Annotated in this window: 23 protein-coding genes and 1 tRNA gene (1 of these 24 running past the window's edge); 7 read left to right on the top strand and 17 right to left on the bottom strand. The window is 67.4% G+C overall.

Annotated features, from left to right (window positions below; all coding sequences use genetic code 11):
* The 5 genes in view from plsX to ATI37_RS08880 are tightly spaced (at most 58 nt apart) and all read right to left on the bottom strand, a layout consistent with a single transcriptional unit that may run on beyond the window.
* Positions 1-745, bottom strand: partial view of a phosphate acyltransferase PlsX gene (gene plsX / locus ATI37_RS08900; RefSeq protein ID WP_117238042.1) — the 5' portion only. Its footprint begins 236 nt before the window's first position; the window shows 745 of its 981 coding nt (coding positions 1-745); it begins with the start codon at positions 743-745; its stop codon lies off the left edge, out of view.
* Positions 742-1,074 (bottom strand): thioredoxin, encoded by a 333-nt coding sequence (trxA, locus tag ATI37_RS08895; protein ID WP_117238041.1) that lies wholly within the window; start codon positions 1,072-1,074, stop codon positions 742-744. The genes plsX and trxA overlap by 4 nt, the downstream gene beginning before the upstream one ends.
* 58 nt (positions 1,075-1,132) lie before the next feature.
* Positions 1,133-1,510, bottom strand: coding sequence for an RNA-binding protein S1 (locus ATI37_RS08890; protein ID WP_117238040.1), 378 nt, complete (start codon positions 1,508-1,510; stop codon positions 1,133-1,135).
* A 39-nt stretch (positions 1,511-1,549) separates the two neighbouring features.
* Positions 1,550-2,029 carry a 2-amino-4-hydroxy-6-hydroxymethyldihydropteridine diphosphokinase gene (gene folK / locus ATI37_RS08885; protein WP_117238039.1) on the bottom strand — a complete coding sequence of 160 codons (480 nt, stop codon included), beginning with the start codon at positions 2,027-2,029 and terminating at the stop codon, positions 1,550-1,552.
* Positions 2,030-2,038: 9 nt separating this feature from the next.
* Positions 2,039-2,857, bottom strand: a complete 819-nt coding sequence (locus tag ATI37_RS08880) for a hypothetical protein (protein WP_157969088.1) — start codon at positions 2,855-2,857, stop codon at positions 2,039-2,041.
* A gap of 144 nt (positions 2,858-3,001) precedes the next feature.
* On the opposite strand from ATI37_RS08880, the gene lysJ reads away from it, so the two are divergent.
* The 3 genes from lysJ to ATI37_RS08865 are packed head-to-tail and all read left to right on the top strand — an operon-like array spanning position 3,002 to position 6,898.
* Complete coding sequence (lysJ, locus tag ATI37_RS08875) at positions 3,002-4,189, top strand: [LysW]-aminoadipate semialdehyde transaminase LysJ (RefSeq protein WP_117238037.1); 1,188 nt, start codon at positions 3,002-3,004, stop codon at positions 4,187-4,189.
* Complete coding sequence (locus ATI37_RS08870; protein ID WP_117238036.1) at positions 4,186-5,262, top strand: [LysW]-lysine hydrolase; 1,077 nt, start codon at positions 4,186-4,188, stop codon at positions 5,260-5,262. Before lysJ ends, ATI37_RS08870 begins: the two co-directional genes overlap by 4 nt.
* A gap of 22 nt (positions 5,263-5,284) precedes the next feature.
* Positions 5,285-6,898 carry a GGDEF domain-containing protein gene (locus tag ATI37_RS08865; RefSeq protein WP_117238035.1) on the top strand — a complete coding sequence of 538 codons (1,614 nt, stop codon included), beginning with the start codon at positions 5,285-5,287 and terminating at the stop codon, positions 6,896-6,898.
* Here the strand turns inward: ATI37_RS08865 and ATI37_RS08860 are convergent.
* From ATI37_RS08860 to ATI37_RS08835, 6 genes are read right to left on the bottom strand one after another with little or no spacing between them, the layout of a single operon-like run.
* Positions 6,895-7,896: a hypothetical protein gene (locus tag ATI37_RS08860; RefSeq protein WP_117238034.1), complete on the bottom strand. Its 1,002-nt coding sequence runs from the start codon at positions 7,894-7,896 to the stop codon at positions 6,895-6,897. The two genes, ATI37_RS08865 and ATI37_RS08860, sit on opposite strands and share 4 nt — an antisense overlap.
* Positions 7,880-8,386, bottom strand: coding sequence for a c-type cytochrome (locus ATI37_RS08855; RefSeq protein ID WP_117238033.1), 507 nt, complete (start codon positions 8,384-8,386; stop codon positions 7,880-7,882). Before ATI37_RS08855 ends, ATI37_RS08860 begins: the two co-directional genes overlap by 17 nt.
* Positions 8,379-8,897, bottom strand: a complete 519-nt coding sequence (locus ATI37_RS08850) for a DUF3341 domain-containing protein (protein ID WP_117238032.1) — start codon at positions 8,895-8,897, stop codon at positions 8,379-8,381. The genes ATI37_RS08855 and ATI37_RS08850 overlap by 8 nt, the downstream gene beginning before the upstream one ends.
* A gap of 9 nt (positions 8,898-8,906) precedes the next feature.
* On the bottom strand, positions 8,907-10,256 hold the full coding sequence (gene nrfD, locus ATI37_RS08845; RefSeq protein ID WP_117238031.1) for an NrfD/PsrC family molybdoenzyme membrane anchor subunit: 1,350 nt from the start codon (positions 10,254-10,256) through the stop codon (positions 8,907-8,909).
* Positions 10,246-12,879, bottom strand: a complete 2,634-nt coding sequence (locus tag ATI37_RS08840; protein ID WP_117238030.1) for a 4Fe-4S dicluster domain-containing protein — start codon at positions 12,877-12,879, stop codon at positions 10,246-10,248. Before ATI37_RS08840 ends, nrfD begins: the two co-directional genes overlap by 11 nt.
* An 8-nt stretch (positions 12,880-12,887) precedes the next feature.
* Positions 12,888-13,523, bottom strand: coding sequence for a cytochrome c3 family protein (locus ATI37_RS08835; RefSeq protein WP_117238029.1), 636 nt, complete (start codon positions 13,521-13,523; stop codon positions 12,888-12,890).
* Between the two features lie 226 nt (positions 13,524-13,749).
* Between ATI37_RS08835 and ATI37_RS08830 the strand changes: the two genes are divergently transcribed.
* Together ATI37_RS08830 and tsaE are read left to right on the top strand one after the other, a co-directional pair.
* Positions 13,750-13,836: transfer RNA gene (locus tag ATI37_RS08830), tRNA-Leu, on the top strand.
* 26 nt (positions 13,837-13,862) lie between these two features.
* Positions 13,863-14,300 (top strand): tRNA (adenosine(37)-N6)-threonylcarbamoyltransferase complex ATPase subunit type 1 TsaE, encoded by a 438-nt coding sequence (gene tsaE, locus ATI37_RS08825; RefSeq protein WP_117238028.1) that lies wholly within the window; start codon positions 13,863-13,865, stop codon positions 14,298-14,300.
* On the opposite strand, the gene ATI37_RS08820 is transcribed toward tsaE, so the two are convergent.
* The 3 genes from ATI37_RS08820 to ATI37_RS08810 are packed head-to-tail and all read right to left on the bottom strand — an operon-like array spanning position 14,262 to position 16,015.
* A complete protein-coding gene (locus tag ATI37_RS08820; protein ID WP_117238027.1) occupies positions 14,262-14,747 on the bottom strand; it encodes a TlpA family protein disulfide reductase in 486 nt (161 codons plus the stop codon). The genes tsaE and ATI37_RS08820 overlap by 39 nt on opposite strands.
* 44 nt (positions 14,748-14,791) lie before the next feature.
* Positions 14,792-15,292: a metal-binding protein gene (locus tag ATI37_RS08815; protein ID WP_117238026.1), complete on the bottom strand. Its 501-nt coding sequence runs from the start codon at positions 15,290-15,292 to the stop codon at positions 14,792-14,794.
* 9 nt (positions 15,293-15,301) lie between these two features.
* Positions 15,302-16,015: a type 1 glutamine amidotransferase family protein gene (locus ATI37_RS08810; protein ID WP_117238025.1), complete on the bottom strand. Its 714-nt coding sequence runs from the start codon at positions 16,013-16,015 to the stop codon at positions 15,302-15,304.
* Between the two features lie 81 nt (positions 16,016-16,096).
* Between ATI37_RS08810 and ATI37_RS08805 the strand changes: the two genes are divergently transcribed.
* Positions 16,097-16,657 (top strand): TetR/AcrR family transcriptional regulator, encoded by a 561-nt coding sequence (locus tag ATI37_RS08805; RefSeq protein WP_117238024.1) that lies wholly within the window; start codon positions 16,097-16,099, stop codon positions 16,655-16,657.
* Positions 16,654-17,148, top strand: a complete 495-nt coding sequence (locus ATI37_RS08800; RefSeq protein WP_117238023.1) for a CarD family transcriptional regulator — start codon at positions 16,654-16,656, stop codon at positions 17,146-17,148. The genes ATI37_RS08805 and ATI37_RS08800 overlap by 4 nt, the downstream gene beginning before the upstream one ends.
* A 135-nt stretch (positions 17,149-17,283) precedes the next feature.
* On the opposite strand, the gene ATI37_RS08795 is transcribed toward ATI37_RS08800, so the two are convergent.
* Genes ATI37_RS08795 through ispD form a run of 3 tightly spaced genes read right to left on the bottom strand, consistent with a single transcriptional unit; the run spans position 17,284 to position 19,296 of the window.
* Positions 17,284-17,853, bottom strand: coding sequence for a hypothetical protein (locus ATI37_RS08795; RefSeq protein WP_117238022.1), 570 nt, complete (start codon positions 17,851-17,853; stop codon positions 17,284-17,286).
* A complete protein-coding gene (gene ispE, locus ATI37_RS08790; RefSeq protein WP_117238021.1) occupies positions 17,798-18,658 on the bottom strand; it encodes a 4-(cytidine 5'-diphospho)-2-C-methyl-D-erythritol kinase in 861 nt (286 codons plus the stop codon). The genes ATI37_RS08795 and ispE overlap by 56 nt, the downstream gene beginning before the upstream one ends.
* Positions 18,631-19,296, bottom strand: a complete 666-nt coding sequence (gene ispD / locus ATI37_RS08785) for a 2-C-methyl-D-erythritol 4-phosphate cytidylyltransferase (RefSeq protein ID WP_198665536.1) — start codon at positions 19,294-19,296, stop codon at positions 18,631-18,633. The genes ispE and ispD overlap by 28 nt, the downstream gene beginning before the upstream one ends.
* Positions 19,297-19,301: the final 5 nt, after the last annotated feature.

Genomic DNA, 19,301 nt, shown 5'->3' with positions numbered 1-19,301 from the left:
GAGAGGAGGTGAGGGCCTCCTTGATCCAGGAAAAGAGGGCCTTGGCCTCCCCCTCGGCCAGCTTCAGGGCCACGTTCCCGGTGAAGCCGTCGGTGACCACCACCTCGGTGGTGCCCAGGAAGATGTCCCGGCCCTCCACGTTGCCCCAGAAGCGCTGGGGAAAGGCCTTTTTGAGCAAAGGGTAGGCCTCGAGGACGAGGGCGTTCCCCTTCCCCTCCTCCTCGCCGATGGAGAGGAGGCCCACCTTAGGGGCCAAGACCCCGCTCGCCTCGGCGTAGGCCAGGCCCATAGCAGCGAACTGCACCAAGAAGCCAGGGCGGCAGTCGGCGTTGGCCCCCCCGTCCAGGAGGAAGGTGCGACCCTTCTGGCTCGGAAACTCCACCAACAGGGCAGGCCTTTCCACCCCCCTCGCCCGGCCCAGGGTGAAGAGGGCGGCGGCCATGGTGGCCCCGGTATGGCCCATGGAGACCACCGCCGCCACCTCCTTCCGCTTCAGGAGGTCCATGGCCACGGCGATGGAGCTCTGGGGGCGCCTGCGCACCTCGGTGGCGTGCTCCTCCATGCGGATCTGATCGGGGGCGTGGACCATGGGGAGGTCCCCTCCATTTTGGGAAAGCTCCGCCTTGAGGGTAGCCGCCTCCCCCACCAGGACCACCTCCACCCCCTCCCGGGCCGCCAGGAGGGCCCCCCGGACGGTCGCCTGGGGGGCCCGGTCCCCCCCCATGGCGTCCAGGGCGATCCTCATGCGTTAGGGGGAAGGTGCTTCCCTATTTTGGCCTGGAAGTTGCGCTTAGACTGGGCCCCCACCAGGACCTCCACGGGCTGGCCGTTCTTGAAGAGGATGACCGTGGGGATGCTCATGACCCTATAGCGCATGGCCGTCTTGGGGTTCTCGTCCACGTCCAGCTTGGCCACCAGGAGCTTCCCCTCATACTCCTTGGCCAGCTCCTCGAGGATGGGGGCGACCATCCGGCAGGGAGCGCACCACTCCGCCCAGAAGTCCACCAAGACCAAGGGGTGGCCGCCTAAGGTCTCGTCAAAGTTGGCGTCGGTAACCTCGATGGGCTTCGCCATACCCCTTCACTCTAAAGCAAAACCCCCGGGGCATAAACCCCGGGGAACCCCCTTGGGGTTAGCGCCTCTTCCTTCCGCCCTTTTTGCCCTTGCCGCCACCAAAGCCCCCCGTACCCCTGAGGAAGCTCTTCAGCTTGTTTTCAAACTCAGGGGCCTGCTTGGGGAGCCGCCTGGGCCTGGGGGGCGGCCCCCCTTCGGGGGCTGGGGTCAGGTCCTTGATGGAAAGGTCCAGACGGCCCTTGGGATCCCGGCCCTTCACCATGACCTGCACGATGTCCCCCTCGTTGAGGAAGTCCCGGACGTTCCTCACGAACTCGTGGGCGATCTGGGAGATGTGGACCAGGCCCTGCTCGCCGCCCGGGAGCTCCACAAAGGCGCCAAAATCCGTCACCCGCACCACGCGGCCCTCTACGATGCTTCCCGCTTCTAGCTCCACTTTCCTTCTCCTCGCGCGGACTTGCCCGCGATGCCCCCACTATAGCACAAGGGGCCGGACCCCCGAGCGGTCCAAGGGGGCGAGGAGCTCCCGGAAGGTCTGGCCCAAGAGGGGGTGGCGCCCCTCAGGGACCAGGTCCAGGAGGGGCACCAAGACGAAGGCCCGCCCGTGCAGGCGGGGGTGGGGCACCTCGAGGTCCCCCTCCTTCAGGACCAGGTCCCCGTAGAGGAGGAGGTCCAGGTCTAGGGTCCTCGGGCCGAAGCGCTCCCGGCGCTCCCGTCCCAGGGCCTTTTCTATGCGGAGCATCTCGGAGAGAAGGGCCTTTGGGGCAAGCCCCGTCTCCAGCTCCGCCACCAGGTTGAGGTAGAGGGGCTGGGGCGGGCCCACGGGGTCGGTCTCGTAGATGGGGGAAATCCGTAGAAGCTGGGTCTGGGGCAGGCGGGAGAGGGCGGATAGCCCCAGGAGGAGGTGGGCCGCCCGGTCCCCCAGGTTGCTTCCCAGGCCCACGTAGGCGCGCACGGGGGCATTCTATAGGGGGAAGACCAGGACGAAGCGGGGGGCGATGACACCTAGGGCCATGATCGCCTCTGGCACGACGGGGACTTCTAGACGCAACTGGCCCTCGAGGGCCTCCCCCAAGGGGAAGCGGTAACCCACATAGAAGGTGGGCCATAGGGGCCTATCCCAGAGGCCACCAAAACCCACCCCGCCCCCCAGCAAAAAGCGATCCAGGTACACGTGGACCCCCGCGCCCGGGGAACGCAACCAGACCCGGAACCAAAGGGCCCAGGAGCCCTGTTCATAGGCTAGACCCAGCGCCGGCCTGCCACCCCAGTTGGGCATCGTATCCACAAAAACCCTAAAGGGGTTATTGGAACCACTCGTGGGGGTGTAAACTTCCCTACCCGACAGGTAGTAGCGAAGGCCCAGCCCTGCCCTGGCTCCTGCGGGACCATAGAAGGGTTCCAGCGCCTCTAGGAAGAGGGCCCACCGGTCCCCCAGGTAGGCTTCCAAACCCACCACGGCGGAGGCGGCCACCTGCAGGGGAGCATAAACGGGCTCCGGCTGGGGTAGATACCCCCCTTCCAACTGCACTCCCCCGTAATAGGCTCCGGGAAAGCCCAGGAGGGAGAAGAGGAGGGGATCAATAGGGTTCACCGGTCCGCTACGGCGTAGGTATAGGCGCACGCTCCACTCCCCTTCCCCGTCTAGGCCTGCACTCCACCAAAGACCAGAGGGCAAGGCTTGGCCGTAGCTGAGGAGGTGGCGGTCTTCCCCGCTTAGCCCCAGGAAGGACTGGGCGTTAGCGGGTAGGAGCAAGAATAGAAAGACAACAAGTTTCCGCATGGTTCCAGTTTGCCCGTATTGACACGCTCCCGTCAACCCCCCTACCCTTAGGGGGAGATGGGCCCTTGGGGCAAAACCTGAGCCCGGCCTGGGAAGCCCCGCTTCCCGGGCAGGCCCGGGGGCTTTTCTTTTAGGAGGTGGCCCGTGGAAAGCGTGCTGACGGACTGGCAAGCCCTCTTGGAGGCGGAGAAGACCCTGGACACCGGGGTCTACACCAAGCACGACCTCCTCCTGGTCCGGGGCCAGGGGGCCAGGGTCTGGGACGCCGAGGGGAACGAGTACATAGACTGCGTGGGCGGGTACGGGGTGGCCAACCTGGGCCACGGCAACCCCGAGGTAGTGGAGGCGGTGAAGCGCCAGGCGGAAACCCTCATGGTCACGCCCCAGACCCTGCCCACCCCCATGCGGGGGGAGTTCTACCGGACCCTGGTCTCCCTGCTTCCCGCGGAGCTCAACCGGGTTTTCCCGGTGAACTCCGGCACCGAGGCCAACGAGGCCGCCCTCAAGTTCGCCCGGGCCCACACCGGGAGGAAGAAGTTCGTGGCCGCCAAGCGGGGCTTCTCGGGGAGGACCCTGGGAAGCCTCTCCGTGACCTGGGAGCCCAAGTACCGGGAGCCCTTCATCCCCCTTATAGAGCCCGTGGCCTTCATCCCCTACAACGACGTGGAGGCCCTAAAGGAGGCCGTGGACGAGGAGACGGCGGCGGTGATCCTCGAGCCCGTCCAGGGGGAAGGGGGGGTGCGCCCGGCCACGCGGGAGTTCCTGGAAGCTGCCCGGGAGATCACCTGGAGAAAGGGAGCCCTCCTTATCCTGGACGAGATCCAGACCGGAATGGGCCGCACGGGCCGGCGTTTCGCCTTTGAGCACTACGGCATCGTACCCGATATCCTCACCCTGGCCAAGGCCCTGGGGGGCGGGGTCCCCATCGGGGCCGCGGTGATGAGGAAGGAGGTGGCGGAGAGCATGCCCAAGGGCGGCCACGGCACCACCTTCGGGGGGAACCCCCTGGCCATGGCCGCGGGGGTGGCCGCCCTGCGCTACCTGGAAAGGACGAGGCTCTGGGAAAGGGCGGCGGAGCTGGGTCCATGGTTCATGGAGAGGTTGCGGGAAATCCCCTCGCCCAAGATCCGGGAGGTGCGGGGCCTGGGGCTCATGGTGGGGCTGGAGCTCAAGGAGAAGTCCGCCCCCTACATCCAGAGGCTGGAGAGGGAACACCGCGTCCTCACCCTGCAGGCGGGGCCCACGGTGATCCGCTTCCTGCCGCCTTTGGTCATTGAGAAGGAGGACCTAAAGCGGGTGGTGGAAGCGGTGCGGGCGGTCCTCACAGAATGAGCATGGGTACCCTGGACCCGGTGGAGTTCCTAAGGGGGGCCCTGGAGATCCCTTCCCCCTCGGGGGAGGAGCGCCTGGTGGCCGAGTACCTGGCGGAGGGCATGGCCAAGCTGGGGATGAGGGCCTTCGTGGACGAGGCGGACAACGCCCGGGGGCAGATCGGCCAGGGCCCCATCCAGGTGGTCCTCCTGGGGCACATAGACACCGTGCCTGGGGTGATCCCGGTGCGCCTACAAGACGGCAAGCTCTTCGGCCGGGGAGCGGTGGACGCCAAGGGTCCCTTCGTGGCCATGATCTTCGCCGCCGCCTCCCTTCCTGAGGAAACCCTAGACCGCCTCACCCTGCACCTGGTGGGAGCCACAGAGGAGGAGGTGCCGAGCTCCAAGGGGGCCCGCTTCGTGGCGGGGCGGCTCAGGCCAGACTACGTGGTCATCGGCGAGCCCTCGGGTTGGGAAGGCATCACCTTGGGGTACAAGGGGAGGCTTCTGGTGAAGGTGCGGCGGGAGAAGGACCAGTTCCACTCCGCCCACCACGAGCCCAACGCCGCCGAGGAACTCATCAGCTACTTCGTGGCCATCAAGGCCTGGGCCGAGGCCATGAACGTGGGCCAGAAGGCCTTTGACCAGGTGCAGTACACCTTAAGGGACTTCCGGGTCCACCCGGCAGAGCTGAAGCAGGCCGCGGAGATGTTCTTTGACCTAAGGCTTCCCCCCAGGCTTCCCCCGGAGGAGGCCATCCGCCACCTCACCGCCTACGCCCCCCCCACCTTGGAGCTGGAGTTCTTTGGCCGGGAGATCCCCTACCTGGGCCCCAAGGACACCCCCCTGACCCGGGCCCTGCGCCTTGGGATTAGGAAGGCGGGAGGCAGGCCGGTCTTCAAGCTGAAGACGGGGACGAGCGACATGAACGTCCTGGCCCCCCACTGGAAGGCGCCCATGGTGGCCTATGGGCCTGGGGACTCCACCCTGGACCACACTCCTTACGAGCATGTGGCCGTGGGGGAATTCTTGAAGGGAATTGAGGCCTTGAGGAAGGCCCTCCAGGTTTTGGCGGAAGCGCCCGCGCCGAGCTGAGGACCTAGGCTAAACTGAAGGCGTGGTTCCCTATTCGCTCGTATTTATTGCCTTTACCCTATTCCTCGCCCTATTTCCCCCCACCGCCCCTTGGAGCGAGCGCCTCATCACCCCCTTGGTAGCCCTAGGGGGCGGGGCGTACCTCCTCTGGAAGGGAGCGGGCTGGGGTTTTGCCCTGGGCCTCCTCTTTCTAGGCCTGGGGGACCTGGCCCGGACCGTCGAGGACCTGGGCCACCTGTCCCCGGGGCTTCACCTGGAGTTCCCCTATCTGGCGGGCTACGCTGCCCTCACCCTGGCCCTTCTCCGGCTTCCGGGGAGGTTGCCTAGGCTCACCCTGGCCCTCCTGCCCCTGGCCCTCCTCGGGGCCCTCGCCGCCTTCCAGCCCGAGCTGGGGGTAGACCGTATCTACCCTATTTGGGGCGCATTTCTTCTCCTTCTCCTTCTCCCCAGGCTAGAAGGCCTTTTTCAAGAGGGCTTCGCTCCCGGGCGGGCCCTTCTCGGGGTGGGGGTCCTCCTTTTCCTGGTTGCGAACATGGCCCGCGCCCACCTGCAAGCAGGGGAGGGCTACCCCACGGGCCACCCCCTCCACCTCCTCTGGACCCTAGGCTACCTCCTCCTGACCCTAGGGGCAGCCTTCCAGGAAAGGCCTCCCCCCTCCTTCCTTCCCCAAGCCCTGGCCTTGGGGGGGCTTTTCCTCATGCCCGCCCTTTCCATGCAAGGCCCCGCCCCGTTGGGGGTGCGGTTTCTGGCCCTCTACGGGGGGATGGTGGGAGCCTTGGGCCTCCTCTTCGCCGCCCACCTGGAGCGGTACCGGGCCCTGGAAAGGGGGAGGCGCTGGACCCGCTTCCTGGAGGCCCTGGCCCGGCTCTCCCCCCGCGTTACCCAGACCCTAAGCCCCGAAGCGGTCCTCCTGCAGGCCTTGGAAGCTACAAGGGAGGTTTTGCCGGAGGCGGTGGGTCTCGAGGTGCTCAGCCGCCGGGGCCTGGTGGGGGAACGCACCCCCCATGCCCTCCCCGTTCCCCTGAACGGGGACACCGCCTACCTGTACCTGAAGGGGCCCCCTCAGGAGGAAGTTCCCCCTGGCTTCCTCAGCCTCCTGGGGGAGCGCGTCCGCCAGGTGCTCAAACAGGTGGAGTGGGGTACCCTGGCCCTCACCGACCCCTTCACGGGGCTTCTGAACCGGCGGGGGCTGGAGGCGGAGCTCCCCAAGCTCTTGGCCCTGGCCCGGCGCTACGGGATCCCCCTCAGCGCAGTCATGCTGGACATCGATTGCTTTAAAGGGGTGAACGATACCTATGGCCACCCCGTGGGGGACGAGGTGCTAAAGCTTCTCGGAAGGCTCATCCAGGCCAGCGTGCGCCGGGAGGACCTGGCGGTGCGCTACGGGGGGGAGGAGTTTCTGCTCTTGCTCTACGGGGCCGACCGCCAAGCGGCCAGGGAGGTGGTGGAGCGAATTCGCCACCGCTTCCGCACGGAGCGGGTGCCCCCCATTCCCTACCCCCTCACCCTCTCGGCGGGGATCGCTGGGGGAGAGGTACCCGAGAACGAGGCCCAGGTGGAGGAGTGGGTGCTCAAGGCGGACTACGCCCTCCTCCGGGCCAAGGAAGCGGGGCGGGACCGGGTGACCCTGGCCTAACCCTGCCGGAGGCGGCTGGCGAAGAGGAAGCCCAGGCCCAAGAAGCCTAGGACCTCCCCCGGACCCACCCCCAGGCCCAGGGCGGGGAGGAGGTACCAGGCCAGGTGGGGAAGGTGGAAGGCGAGGATCCAGAGGGCCACGGGGAGGAGGTAGCGGGCCTCCCGCTTGGGCAGGTTGGTGAGGAGGTAAAGGAAGGGCAGGAAGAACCCCCCCACCACCCAGAGGGCGGCCACCCCGTCCCAGGGTCCTTCGAGGCGCTTCAGGTAGAACTCCGCCCCATGGGATAGGTCCGCTCCCCAGATGATGACCAGGGTGGTGGCCTCCAGGTAGATCCAGATGATGGAGAAGGCCAGGAGGAGGTTGGTGTGGTTCTGGGCCTGGCCCATGAGGGCGGGGGTGCCCCGGCTCGCCGCCAGGGCCACGGCCACGGAAAGGGCCAGGATGACGGCGGTGAGGAGGAGGATGGCCCCGTAGGAGGCGGAGGTGAAGTGGGCCTCGAGGCTCTTAAAGAGGTCGTAGACCAAAAAAGTACCCGCCGCAAAGACCAAGGGAAGCCCAAAGGCCCCCACCTCCGCCCGGTGCTCCCCAGGCCTAAGCTTCAGGAGGACCCAGGCGAAGAGGGTGAAGAAGAGGGCGTAGCGGAGGAGCATGAAGGGAGGATTCAGGTAAGGGGCGCGGTGGGCCAGGATGGCGTCCGAGGGGGCCTCGGGGCGGGCCCAAGGGAAGAGTTCCGGCAGGAAGAGGAAGAAGGGAAGGCCCAGGAGGCCCATCAGGGGGAGGAGGCGGGCCAGGGGGTAGAGGTAGGGCTCCAGGGGCACCCCCCAGCGGCTGGAGAGGGCGTTGTGCAGGAGGAGAATGAGAAGCGCCCCTAGGGAGAGGAGGAGGAAGAAGGCGAAGGGGAAGTAGGCGGATGGGGCGCCGAAGAAAAAGGCTAGGGCATAGAGGCCAAGGCCTAGGAAAAGGGCCCAGGAAGGGCTTAACTCAATAGACCTCTGCATGGACCACCTCCGGAGGGCAGGCCTCCTCTATCAGGCACCTTTTGATGTAGTGGGCGATGAGCCAGCGCTCCCTTTCTGGAATGCGGCTTCTATAGGAGAGCATGCGGCCAAAGCCGTTGGTGGCGGCGAAGTAGAGGTAGCCCTCGGGCTGGTCCTGCACCTCTTGGAAGGGGCGGGGCCGGGGCATCCCTAGGGGAACCACCCGGCCATCCCCCTCCCCGGCCGGCCCGTGGCAGATGGCGCAGAAGCTTTGGTAGAGGACCTTTCCCCGAAGGAGCTCCTCCTCGGCGAAGGCGTAGGGGCTCTCAGCGAACCCGCCCTCGGGACTGAGGCCGGTGCGGGCGATGAGGTTCAGGTCGTCCCCGAAGCGGACGCGCTCCTCGGGAACGGAAACCTGCAAAGGCGCCTCGCTGAAGGGCTTCACCTTGGGCTGGTCCCACATCCAGCCGCAGGCGGAAAGCAGAGGTAAGAGGAGGATGAGCCTACGCACGGCGCACCTCCTCCACCTCCGCCCCCAGGGTTTCCAAAAGGGCCTTGGTACCTTCCAGGTCAAACCGGGGATCGGAGGCGTAGACGAGGACCCCGTACTCATCCAGGAGGACCCGCACGTAGCTCCTCGCCCGGACCGCGGGGTGATCGGCCAGGGGCAGGCCGTTTACGTAGAGGAGGTAGAGGAAGATGCCCACGGCGATGGTCAGGATGGTGAGCTCAAAGGTTACCGGTATAAAGGCAGGCCAGCCCAGAAGGGGCTTGCCCCCGGCGTTCAGGGGGTAGTCCAGGCTGGTGTAGATCTGGAGGAAGAGGCCAAGGCCCGCCCCAACAACCCCCAAGGCGAAGGCCACCCAAGGGATGCGCCCGTCCCCTCCCAGGACCTCCTCTATCCCTTCCACCGGGTTGGGGGTGAAGGCCTCGAGGTGGCGGTACCCCGCCCCTCTCAGGGCCCTTAGGGCCTCAAGGAGCCTCTCTGGCGAGTCAAAGTAGGCCATGAGTCCGTAGAGCATACCGCCCTCCTAGTGCTTCCTCAGCTTGTGGAAGAGGTGGACCATCTCCGCCACAGCGATGGGGGGGAAGAGGCGGATGAAGAGGGCCAGACCGAAGAGGAAGAAGCCAAGGGTTCCCAGGAAAAGGGTCCAGTCCACCCAGGTGGGGAAGTAGAGGCGGAAGTTGCCCGGCAGGAAATCGTGGGAGAGGCTGATGACCACGATCACGAACCGCTCCAACCACATGCCCACGTTGGCCAGAATGGAGAAGATGAAAAGCCAGGTGAGGTTTTTGCGGAAGCGGGGGAACCAGAGGGTCTGGAGGAGGACCACGTTGATGAGCATCATGGCCCAGTAGTAGGGGGCGTAGGGCCCGGTCATGCGCCACACCTGCTGGGCCCACTCCGCAGGCTCAGCCGAGTACCAGGCGATGAAGATCTCCAGGAGGTAGATGTAGGCCACCCCGAGGCCAGCGGCCAGGGTCACCTTGGCCATCCAGTCCAGGTGCCTTTCCGTGATGACTCCCTCGAGGCGGTACCACCTCCGCAACGGGATGATGAGGGTCAGGGCCATGGCGAAGCCCGAGTAGATGGCCCCGGCGGCGAAGAAGGGCGGGAAGATCGTGACGTGCCAACCCGGCACCAGGGCGTAGGCGAAGTCCAGGCTGACCACGGAGTGCACGGAGATGACCACGGGCGTGGCCAGGCCCGCCAGAAGGACGTAGACCGCCCGGTAGCGCTGCCAGTGCACCGCGCTTCCCGTCCAGCCCAGGGAGAGCCAACCATAGAGCTTCCTCCGCCAGCCCTGGCTCCGCTCCCGGAGGAGGGCCAGGTCGGGGATGAGGCCTAGGTAGAGGAAGAGGATGGAGATGGTGATGTAGGTCATGATGGCCAGGACGTCCCAGGAGAGGGGGCTCTTGTACTGGGGCCACATGGCTAGGGAGCTGGGGTAGGGGAAAACCCAGTAGAAGTTCTGGGGCCGGCCCATGTGGATGAGGGGGTAGGTGGCGGCACAGAGGATGGCAAAAAAGGTCATCGCCTCCGTGAGCCGGTTCAGGGAGTCCCGCCAGTTCTGGCGCATGAGGACCAGGATGGCGCTAATCAGGGTCCCCGCATGGCCGATGCCGATCCACCAGACGAAGTGGACAATGTCCAGCCCCCAGGCCACGGGCTGGTTGATGCCCCAGGTGCCGAGGCCCTGGACGAAGGTGACGAAGATGGCGTAGAGCCAGGCCAGGGTCAGGGCGAAGCCCACGGCCACGATCACCCTCCAGGGCCTGGGGGGAGGCTTCTCTACGGGTTCCAGAAGCTTTTCCACCAGGGTCTTCTCCGTCCACTCCCCCTGGATCAGGTCGCGGTCGGGATGGGGCCTATCCGCCATTGGGCACCTCCTTGAGCTTGGGGTTGGGGTTTTTCAGGTGGGCCAGGTACGTGGTCCTGGGCCAGGTGTTGACCTCCTCCAGGAGGGTGTAGTGGCGCCCGTCCTTGCGGTGGGCCTGGATGGGGTCCTCGAGGTCCAGGAGGTCGCCAAAGTGGATGGCTTTGCCGGGGCAGACCTCCTGGCAGGCGGTCTTGACCTCCCCTGTGCGGATCCTCCGCCCCTCCACCGCCGCCTGGGCCCGGGCGAGCTCAATGCGCTGCACACAGTAGGTGCACTTCTCCATCACCCCCCGGCTCCGCACGGTCACCTCGGGGTTCATGAGGAGGGCGAGGGGGCTCTCCTTGGCCCTCCTCGGGTCCCCCTTGCCCACGAAGGCCTCGGCGTAGGAGAAGAAGTTGAAGCGCCGGGCCTTGTAGGGGCAGTTGGCGGAGCAGTACTTGGTGCCCACACAACGGTTGTAGACCATGAGGTTCAGGCCCTCGTCGGAGTGCACCGTGGCCGCCACGGGGCAGACCGGTTCGCAGGGGGCCTTCTCGCAGTGCTGGCACATCACCGGCTGGTGCAGGACCCCTTCCTCGGCGAAGTAGCGGTCCACGCGAATCCAGTGCATCTCCCGCCCCTTAGCCACCTCCTCCTTGCCCACGGCGGGGATGTTGTTTTCAATCTGACAGGCGAGGACGCAGAGGCCGCACCCCAGGCAGCGGGAGAGGTCCACGCTCATGGCCCAGGCGTGCTCCCCCTGGGGCCAAGGGGGGTAGAAGGAGAGGCGCTTCTCCTCCTTGGGCTCGGCCTCCAGGGCCTCGCCCTCGGTTAGGACCCTCACCGCCTCCACCTCCCCCAGGTAGCCGTGGTACTGGGTGGAGACCAGGGGGTAGTCCCGGCCCGTGGGGGCCACCTCCGCGGGGAAGGCCACCTCCTCGGGGTGGAAGAAGTGGGAAAGGGGGGCCACCAGGCTTCCTTTGGCCAGGAGGGGAAGGGGCCAGAGGGGGAGGAGGGCCTCCTTGCCCCCGGCCCGGACCCGCAGGAGGGGCCGCCTAGGGTCCCCCCTCCGCTCCCGGGCCCGGATGCCCCGAAGGAGGCCCAAGGCCTCCACTTCCTCCTCCCCCGCAAGCAGGGCCCCATCCCAGACCAGGCGGGAAAGGGGCCGGGGAAGCTCCTCCAGGTAGGGGTTTTTGCGGTAGCGGCCATCGTAGAGGCTGGCGTCCGGCCTCAAGGTGAGCTCCAGGGGGGCCTCCTGGCGCAAAGGGGGAAGGCGGCCCTCGAGGCCGGGGCGGGGGGAGAGGGCGAGGGGGCTGGCCTCCTCCAGGGGGCGGCCCTCGGCCAGGGCCCGCCTCTCCTCAGGGGTGAGGGCGGGGAGGTCCTCCCCGAGGAGCCCCCCCAGGACCTCCTCCAGGCTTCTCCCGTCATAGAGGGGCTTCACCAGGGCCTGGGCGGGCCAGAGGCGGCCCAGGGCGTCCCGGTGCTGGCCGCCCGCCTCCAGGGGGTGGGCCAGGGGGAGGCTAAAGGGAGCCTCCTGGGGGTAGAGGGAGAGGAGAGCGGCGAAGCGCTTGCCCCTTAGGTCCGGCAAGGGGCCCTCCGCGGCAAAGACCAGGCGCTCCGCCCTTTCCGCCTCCAGGAAGGCCTTGGGCGTGGCCGCCTCCCTCTCCAAGGGGGGGACGTAGGCCACCGGAGCCTGAAGCCTGGCGTTCACCGCCATGGCCAGGGCCTGGGCCGCAGGGGTGAGGTGGACCCCAGGGAGGACCACCCCGCCCCGGAGGAGGTCCTCCACCAGAGCAGTGAGGAAGCCCCCGTAGTCCGAGGCGGGGCTTCCCGGGAGGACCCCTAGGGCCCGGGCCAGGTCTTTCAGGAAGGCCTCCACCCCGCTGGGCTTCAAGGGAAGGCGGTGGTCGGCCATGGCCCCGAGGAGGCCCACCCCGCTCTCCACGGCGTAGAGGCGGTTCATGGGAGGGATACGCTTTTTGCTCAGGGCGGCCCACCAGAGGTAGCCCGCGGGGTGCTCGTGGAGGTCCACGTCCAGGAGGAGGACCACCTCCGCCTTTTCGGGGGCGTAGACGGGCCAGGCCCTCTGGCCAAAGAGGAGCTCCGCCCCTTGGTAGACGTTCTCCAGGCTCCAGGCCTCAAACCGGGCCACCCTCAGGTTGGGGTAGCGGGCCTGGGCCTTATCCAGGAGGCCCTCGAGGCGGGGGGAGGTGGCGCGGGGAAGGACGAGGAGGGTCTCCCCCTCCTCAAGGGCCCTACGCCAGGCGGCGAAGAAGCCCTCCCAGTCCGGGGCCTTCCCCTTGCGGGCCGGGTCGTAGAGGGCGTAGAGGCCCGCCAGGGGGTAGGGGCCCATGGCGGCCTCGAGGGGGGTCAGGAAGAGGGGCCTTTCCTGGTAGTGGCGCACCAGGACGGGCTCGGCGACGCCGGCGTGCGGGATGGCGGTGACGAACGCCGTCCTCCCCCCCTCCACCACCCACTCCGGCTGGCGCACGTAGGGGATTCCCTTGCGCCGCACCACCGGGGTGCAGGCGGCCAGGGCCAGGAGCCCTAGGGCCAGAAACCCCCGCCGGCTCACGGGGCCAAAGGGAAACTCTTCCCGGAAAAGCTCCCTCTCCAAGGATTCCTGGTATCCGCGCTCTGGCATCTCCCCTCCTAGCGGTGGCAGGTGTTGCAGCTGATGAGGGCCTCGGGCGAACGGATGGCGTAGGCCTCCACGAGCTCCCTCCCCAGCTCTGGGTCCGGCTGGTAGGCCATGTTGAAGACCTGCTCCCTGGGGCGGAGGTAGGCCTCGGGGTTTCGGTGGCAGTCCAGGCAGAACTTCATGGTGAAGGCCTGGGGCTGGTAGGTCACGGGCATCCGGTCCACCCGGCCGTGGCACTCCGCGCACCCCACCCCCTTGGCCACGTGCGCCCCGTGGTGGAAGTAGACGAAGTCGGGGAGGTTGATGACCCGGTTCCAGCGGACGGGCTCCCCGGTCTCCCAGCTCCGGCGTACAGGGGCCAGGTTGGGGCTATCCGGCTTGATAAAGGTGTGGCAGGCCATGCAGGTCTCCGTGGGGGGAAGGCCTGCATAGGCGGCATGCTCCACGGCGGCGTGGCAGTAGCGGCAAGAAAGGCCAAGCCCCCCCGCGTGGAAGGCGTGGCTGAAGGGGACGGGCTGCTCCACGGGCAGGGTCCTCTGTTCAAAGGCCCCCACCGCCACCCCGGATAAGACCACCCCCAGGAGAGCGAATATCCCTACCACCGTTCCCCAAAACAGGGTTCTGACCCAACGGTTCCTCCGCCGCATATCACCTCCGGTCCTAGGGGCCAAGGCTGCGGGCCTGGCCCCAAGGGGTCAATAGAGAGCCGGGAAGGATCCATAAGCCGCCTGGCTGTTCCCGCGCCTACCCCTTAGCAGGGCCTTCTCAGGGGTACGTTACGGCAAAAGGGCCGGGACATTTGTCCCGCTATCCGCCCACCTTGACAAGGGAAGGGCTTTTGCTAAACTGAGGCTTGCGCCTAAGGCGTGCCCTGCCGGGATGGTGGAACTGGTAGACACGCCATCTTGAGGGGGTGGTGCCCGTAAGGGCGTGCGGGTTCAAGTCCCGCTCCCGGCACCAAAAGGCCCTGCGGGGCCTTTTCCTTTATGCGGCTTCTCCTCTCGCGAACCCTCCACACCCTCGAGGACACCCGGGCCCTGGCCCAGGAGGTCCTCCCCCTTATGCCCCCAGGGGGGGTGGTGGCCCTAACGGGCCCCCTGGGGGCGGGCAAGACCACCTTCGTCCGTTTCTTGGCCGAGGCCCTAGGCTTTAGGGGCCGGGTCACCAGCCCCAGCTACACCCTCATCCACGCCTACCCCACCCCAGAGGGCCTTCTGGTCCACGCAGACCTCTACCGCCTAGAGGACCCCAAACCCCTCCTTCCCCAGCTCCTGGCTGCGGAAGAGGAGGCCCGGCTCACCTTGGTGGAGTGGGGAGAGCCAGAAACCCTAGAGGCGGACTTCCTGCTCCGCCTCATCCCAGAAGGGGAGGCCCGGCGGGCGGAGCTATGGCAGGTCCGCCCCAGCGAGGAGGAGGGCGTCTAGAAGGGCTTCGCGCCCAGCGCGCCCCGCGAAGAGGGCCACCACTTTCCCCTCCCCGTCCACCACGAAGGTCCAGGGATGGCCCAGGACCCGGAAGCGGGCCGCCACCTCGTGGGGCCGGTCCTTGGCCGAGGCCAGGAGGGGGATGAACCGGGGGTAGGCCCTCATGTAGCTGAGGACCACCTGCCTGGTGTCCCTAGGTTCGGCGCTAATGACGTAGAAGGGCACCTTGGTCTCCTGGGCCACCTGGTGGAGGCCGGGGAACTCCGCCCGGCACACCGGGCACCAGCTGGCCCAGAAGACGATCACCGCCGGTTTCTTCATGGTCTCCCAGGTAACCGGGTTCCCAGCCGGGTCCAGAAGGGAGAAGCTAGGGATGGGCTCCCCTGGCCTCACCGCCAAGGCCGCCCCCCAAAGGGTAAAAAGGGCCAAAAGCCAGATTCTGCCCATGGTAGCATTTTAATACCCCACTGGGGGCCTGTGTGTAAACCGCTTTACCTTGGCCGCCTAAGCCGCTTCAGGTCATGGTCGGGATAGATTCCGTCCGCCAGGAGGTGGAGCCACTGGGAAAGGTAGTACCCAAGAAGCCCCCACCAAAGAACCCCTGAGGGCAGAGGGGGGAGAACCAGGGCAAAGGAGGCCCCCAAGAGGGCAGCCATCCCGCTGAAGAAGCCGTAGAGGAGGAAAAGGAGAAAAAACAGATAGCCCAAGCGGGTCAAGGGGCCCAGGATCCAGGTGTGGGAAAGGCCCCGGTGGCGGAACAGCCACCCGTAGGGCCGCCAGAGAAAGCCCAGCACCCCCCACCGCCTTTTGGCCCGCACCCCCTTCTCCGCCAGGTCCAGGTCGGGGGAAAGGAGGAAGGTACCTGTAAGGTAGCTCAAGGCGAAGGCCAGAGCCCGAGGGTCTTCCAGCGGGCCCCCGTAGGCCAAGTAGGCGATCCCCCCCAGGCCCAAGGCCGTCAGGTTGATGGCCTCGTGCACCCGTCCCGCGGGCATGACCCCATGCTACAGGACTGGGAGGGGGAAGCGCTCCCCCGCCGAGAGGACGTCCACCCGAAGCCCCCGGACCCCCCGGCCCGTGAACTCCGCCCCGCCCGCATCCACCAGGGTCACCCCACCCGCCCAGACCTCCCCCAGGCCCCTCAGGAGGCGCAGCGCCGTGTTCTCCAAAAGCCCCAGGCCCACCAGGTCGGGGTTGTCGGCCACCAATTGGGAAAGGGCCAGGAAGCGCCCCCGCTCCTCCACCCGGGGCAGGAGGGCCAACCCCCGGAGGAGGGCCAGGCCCAAGGCCGCCCGCACCTCTCCCTCGAGGGGATAGAAGGCCGCCTCCCCAAGGAGACCCCCAGCCTCCCCCAGGGCCAGCACCCCACCCCCCTGGCGGTGTGCCTCCAGGAGAGCCTGCAGGACCAAGCTTCCCCGGACAAGTTCCAAAAACTCCGGCAAGCCCTCCGTGGCCATAAGGACCAGACGGCTTTCCGCCACTTCCTGGGCTATGTCGGGGTCAAAGGCCTCCTCCCGCCGCCTGAGGTAGCGCACCCGGCCCCGCTTGAGGCCCAGGTCCCGGTAGGCCAGCCTCCAGGCCTCGGCCAGATCCCGCAAGGAGTAAGGCACCAGGAAGAGGGCCTCTCCGCGGGCCTCCTCCAGGAGCCTAGCCTCCACGGCGCGCAAGGCCCCGCGCAAGGGGTCAGCGGTGAGAAAGGCGAAGAAGCCCTGGCGCATATCCCCTCCTAATACCTCTAGGGTAGCCGCTTCCTCATGAAAGGAAAAGGGCGGTGTGGTAGACTTGGGTTTGTGGCCGCGATGGTGTCCCTTCCGGGAATCTTGACCAAGGGCAAGCGGGAAGCCATCCTCCAGGCCACTCTGGAAGTCCTCCGGGAAAAGGGGCTTTCCGGCCTAAAGATGGAGGACGTGGCCCGCAAGGCCGAGGTGGGGAAGGGAACCATCTACCTCTACTTCCGCGACAAGAAGGACCTCCTCAAGAGCCTGGTGGAAGAGCGGACCTGGGCCTTCTACCGGGAGGTGGAGGGGATTGTGCGCCTGGAAGCGCCCTTTTTTGTACGGCTTGCGCGCCTTTTGGAAAGGCGGCTGGCCTGGATCGCGGAGTGGAGGGGCCTGTGGGCGGCGGTGGCTAGGGAGGCCGTGGCGGACCCTACCCCCTGGCTTAGGGGGCTCCACCAGAACTACCTGGACCTCCTGGAGGAGCTCGTGGCAAGCGGCCAGGAGGAGGGTACGGTCCGAAGGGAGCTTTCCCCCAAGGCCACGGCTGCGGTGATCGCCGCCTTGGGGTGCAACCCCCATCTGGAGGTGGAAGCGTATTTGGAGCACCTGCTCCTGGTGTTCCAGAAAGGAGTCGCGCCGTGAAAGAGTTCCGTCCCGGCGACAAGGTGGTCCTGCCCCCTTACGGGGTGGGCGTGGTGGCGGGCATAGCCCAAAGGAGCGTAAGCGGCATAAGCCGGGCCTACTACCAAGTGGACTTCCCCGGCTCCCGCTCCAAGGCTTACGTCCCCGTGGAGGCTCCTCAGAGCGTGGGCATGCGCAAGGCCCTGGCTCCCGAGGAGGTCCCGGTGATCCTGGACCTCCTAAAAAACGGGCGCATGCCCCTGCCCAGGCAGTGGGCCGCCCGGCACCGCAAGACCAGCGAGATCCTGGCGGACGGAAACCCTTACCGCATCGCCCAGATGGCGGGGCAGCTTCGGGCTTGGGAACTGGAGCGGGGCCTGCCCGACCTAGACCGGCAGGCCCTGAGGCGGGCCATCTACCTCTTGGCGGAGGAGGTGTCCCAGACCCTGGAAATCACGGTGCAGGAGGCCAAGTGCCTCTTTGAGGAGGCCTGGGGAGAGGAGCTAAACTGATTGCCCCAGAGCCAAGGGCGGGGCCCAGGCCCCGCCCTTGGCATATCCTTTCTCTGGAACTCTTTCACACAAGAAAGGCCCGGTTCAGAAAGCCGCCGGGGCGCCCATCCTTGCCCCGGCCAGGATGGGGTGGCCTCAAAGGAGGAGGCTCCAAGTCTTCCCCTCCATCTCTAGGATACGGCCCAGGTAGTGGACCACCACCCCCTGGTCCAGCTCCTCTGCAGCCCCTTGGGCCATGACCTCCAGGTCGAAGAGGACTGCCTGGAACTCCGGGGCGGACCAATGCTCGGCCAGTTCCTGCCAGGGGCCCTCCCCCTCCACGTGGGCGTTCCAAGCTTCCAGGAAGAAGCGGTTCAGGAAGTAGAAGAAAACCAGGCGATAGGGGTAGGAAAGCCGCTCCATTTGCTCCAGAAGGCAGATATACTCCCGGCGCACCGGGTGAACCTCGGCCCGAGGGTCGGCCCCCTGGGAAAGGAGCCAGTCCAGCTCCTCCACCGTGACCATTAGGGCCTGGGCCAGGGGAGCGCGGTGGGCCTGGGGGGCCTCCCGCAGGAGCCCCACCTGGTAACGGTAGAGGGCCTCCACGAAGGGGTAATCCTGCCGGAGCCAAAAGCTAAAGCGCTCCCAGTCCCAGCGGATGGGCAGGGCCCTAAGCGCCTCTAAGGCCTCCGGAAAGCACCCTTCCAAGGTGTCGATAAGCCCCATTACCACCTCCTAGGGTCCCATAGCGGGCGTAGCCTGTGCGCTTCAGGGCCTCCACCGCCCGCTTGGCGTGTTCCAGGTCCCGGGCAAAACCGTAGAAGGCGCTCCCGGAGCCCGACATCAAGACCCCGTAAAGCCCGAGGGCCTTTAGCCTGGACTTGACCTCCTTAAGCTCGGGGTGGAGGCGGAAGGCGGGCCCCTCCAGGCTATTCCAGTAGGGGGGCTCCTCCTCCCGGGCCAAAGCCCCCAGGATTTCCACCACCGGAAGCTCGGGGGCGAAGTCATGGGGCTTCACCTCCCGGTACACCAAGGGCGTGGGTAGGCGGAGGCCAGGGCCGAAGACGACCACCGGCAAAGGGGGGAGGGCCCTGGGCTCCAGGCGCTCCCCTACCCCCCGGGCCTCGGCCACCCCTCCCTGGAGGAAGAAGGGCACGTCCGCCCCCAAGGAGAGAGCCAGGGCAGGGAGGTCCACCTCCGCCGGGTAGAGCTCCTTCAGGACCAGGAGCACCTGGGCCGCGTCCGAGCTCCCCCCACCGAGGCCCGCCCCCTCGGGAAGCTCCTTCTCCAGGAGGATCCTCACCCCCCCGGGCCAGCCCGCCCTTTCCAGGTAGGCCTCCGCCGCCCGGTAGGCCAGGTTCCTCCGCCCGTAGCGGCCGCGGAACTCTATGCCCTCGGGGATGGGCTCCACCACCACCCGGTCCCCGAAGGAGAGGGCGGCGAAGAGGGTGTGGAGCTCGTGGTAGCCGTCGGGCCGCCTCCCCAAGAGGGAGAGGCCCAGGTTCACCTTGGCCGGGGCCAGGCGTTCCATACCCTCGCCACCGCCTCCGCCAGGAGGAGGTCCTCCCGGTAGGTGACCTTGAAGGCCGTCCGCTCCCCCTCCACCAGGGCCACGGGGTAGCCTAGGGCCCGCACCAGCTGGGCGTCGTCGGTGGCGGAGAGGCCCCGCTTCCCGGCGTAGGCGTGGGCTTCGCGCAACAGAGCGGTGAAGAAGCCCTGGGGGGTCTGGACCAGGCGGAAGTCCTCCCGGGGCACCACCTCCCCGTACTGGGCCCCCTCGGGGCGGACCAGGGTGTCGGGCACCGGCAACACGGGTGCCACCGCCCCCTGGAGACGGGCGGCCTCCCAGACCCTGTGGACCAAGCTCCGGCTCACGAAGGGGCGGGCCACGTCGTGGACCAGGACCACGGGGAGGCTCGCCGCCTCGAGGAGGCGGGCCACGGACTCCTGCCTGGTCCTTCCCCCCTCTAGAAAGGTAGCCCGGAAGGCGCCGGGGGGCTCCGTCCCAGGGGGCAGGGCCACCAGGACCTCGGCCGCCTCCCCGAAGGGCAGGAGGGCCCACTCCAAAAGGGTCCTCCCGGCCACCCGGAGGAAGGCCTTGGGCCCCAGGCCCAGCCTCTTTCCGTTGCCAGCGGCGGGGATCAGGACGGAAACCTCCACCCCTCCCATGGTAG

Source organism: Thermus sediminis (genome assembly GCF_003426945.1).
Taxonomy (GTDB): Bacteria; Deinococcota; Deinococci; order Deinococcales; family Thermaceae; genus Thermus; species Thermus sediminis.
This window is presented reverse-complemented; position numbering and strand designations above follow the sequence as displayed.

What these genes read in the sequence shown, in the direction of transcription:
- trxA (WP_117238041.1), bottom strand. Translation starts at nt 1,074, where the DNA reads ATGGCGAAGCCCATCGAGGTTACCGACGCCAACTTTGACGAGACCTTA.
- ATI37_RS08880 (WP_157969088.1), bottom strand. Translation starts at nt 2,857, where the DNA reads ATGCGGAAACTTGTTGTCTTTCTATTCTTGCTCCTACCCGCTAACGCC.
- ATI37_RS08870 (WP_117238036.1), top strand. Translation starts at nt 4,186, where the DNA reads ATGAGCATGGGTACCCTGGACCCGGTGGAGTTCCTAAGGGGGGCCCTG.
- ATI37_RS08860 (WP_117238034.1), bottom strand. Translation starts at nt 7,896, where the DNA reads ATGCAGAGGTCTATTGAGTTAAGCCCTTCCTGGGCCCTTTTCCTAGGC.
- ATI37_RS08850 (WP_117238032.1), bottom strand. Translation starts at nt 8,897, where the DNA reads ATGCTCTACGGACTCATGGCCTACTTTGACTCGCCAGAGAGGCTCCTT.
- nrfD (WP_117238031.1), bottom strand. Translation starts at nt 10,256, where the DNA reads ATGGCGGATAGGCCCCATCCCGACCGCGACCTGATCCAGGGGGAGTGG.
- ATI37_RS08840 (WP_117238030.1), bottom strand. Translation starts at nt 12,879, where the DNA reads ATGCCAGAGCGCGGATACCAGGAATCCTTGGAGAGGGAGCTTTTCCGG.
- ATI37_RS08835 (WP_117238029.1), bottom strand. Translation starts at nt 13,523, where the DNA reads ATGCGGCGGAGGAACCGTTGGGTCAGAACCCTGTTTTGGGGAACGGTG.
- tsaE (WP_117238028.1), top strand. Translation starts at nt 13,863, where the DNA reads ATGCGGCTTCTCCTCTCGCGAACCCTCCACACCCTCGAGGACACCCGG.
- ATI37_RS08820 (WP_117238027.1), bottom strand. Translation starts at nt 14,747, where the DNA reads ATGGGCAGAATCTGGCTTTTGGCCCTTTTTACCCTTTGGGGGGCGGCC.
- ATI37_RS08815 (WP_117238026.1), bottom strand. Translation starts at nt 15,292, where the DNA reads ATGCCCGCGGGACGGGTGCACGAGGCCATCAACCTGACGGCCTTGGGC.
- ATI37_RS08810 (WP_117238025.1), bottom strand. Translation starts at nt 16,015, where the DNA reads ATGCGCCAGGGCTTCTTCGCCTTTCTCACCGCTGACCCCTTGCGCGGG.
- ATI37_RS08805 (WP_117238024.1), top strand. Translation starts at nt 16,097, where the DNA reads ATGGTGTCCCTTCCGGGAATCTTGACCAAGGGCAAGCGGGAAGCCATC.
- ATI37_RS08795 (WP_117238022.1), bottom strand. Translation starts at nt 17,853, where the DNA reads ATGGGGCTTATCGACACCTTGGAAGGGTGCTTTCCGGAGGCCTTAGAG.
- ispE (WP_117238021.1), bottom strand. Translation starts at nt 18,658, where the DNA reads ATGGAACGCCTGGCCCCGGCCAAGGTGAACCTGGGCCTCTCCCTCTTG.
- ispD (WP_198665536.1), bottom strand. Translation starts at nt 19,296, where the DNA reads ATGGGAGGGGTGGAGGTTTCCGTCCTGATCCCCGCCGCTGGCAACGGA.